Origin of the sequence: Pseudophaeobacter profundi (genome assembly GCF_029697505.1) — a bacterium.
In the GTDB taxonomy this organism is placed as follows: Bacteria; Pseudomonadota; Alphaproteobacteria; order Rhodobacterales; family Rhodobacteraceae; genus Pseudophaeobacter; species Pseudophaeobacter profundi.
In genome coordinates this window covers 1-661 of the sequence record NZ_JARJEF010000048.1, presented here as the reverse complement: position 1 = coordinate 661, position 661 = coordinate 1, and the positions used below count along the sequence as shown (strand labels likewise).

At 24.7% G+C, this 661-nt stretch carries 1 protein-coding gene and 1 pseudogene; both read left to right on the top strand.

The window, feature by feature from the left end; translation table 11 throughout:
* Positions 1-20 precede the first annotated feature (20 nt).
* A complete protein-coding gene (locus P2081_RS21045; protein WP_369011416.1) occupies positions 21-200 on the top strand; it encodes a cytochrome c oxidase subunit II transmembrane domain-containing protein in 180 nt (59 codons plus the stop codon).
* A gap of 194 nt (positions 201-394) precedes the next feature.
* Positions 395-661: pseudogene (locus P2081_RS21040) on the top strand (cytochrome c oxidase subunit II); the annotation flags it as partial.

The following is a 661-nucleotide window of genomic DNA, read 5'->3' as shown; positions in this document are numbered from 1 at the left end:
TGGAAATCGCAACATGAAAAATATTAAGATTTCAGGACTCAGTATCACCTATTATAGAACAACTAATTATATTTCATGATCATACAATAATAATTTTAACTATAATTACAATTACAGTTTTATATATGCTAACGTCTATAATATTTAACAAACTTAATAATCGAATACTTTTAGAAGGACAAATAATTGAATTAATTTGAACACTTATACCAGCAATAATATTAATTATTATTGCTCTACCATCATTAAAAATTTTATATCTATTAGAAGAAATAAATAAACCAATAATTACACTCAAGGCAATTGGACACCAATGATATTGAAGATACGAATATTCAGATTTCAAAAAAATTGAAATAGATTCATACATAAAGCAAACTAATTCTATTAATGAATAGAATACCGACTATTAGAAGTAGATAACCGAATTATATTACCATACAATATAAAAACACGTATTTTAGTAACATCTTTTGATGTAATTCATTCTTGAACAATTCCTTCACTTGGAATTAAAATTGATGGATCTCCAGGACGAATTAATCAAGGTAGAATCTTATTAATACGACCTGGACTATATTATGGACAATGTTCAGAAATTTGCGGATCAAATCATAGATTTATACCAATTATAATAGAATCAATTAACACTAAATCATTT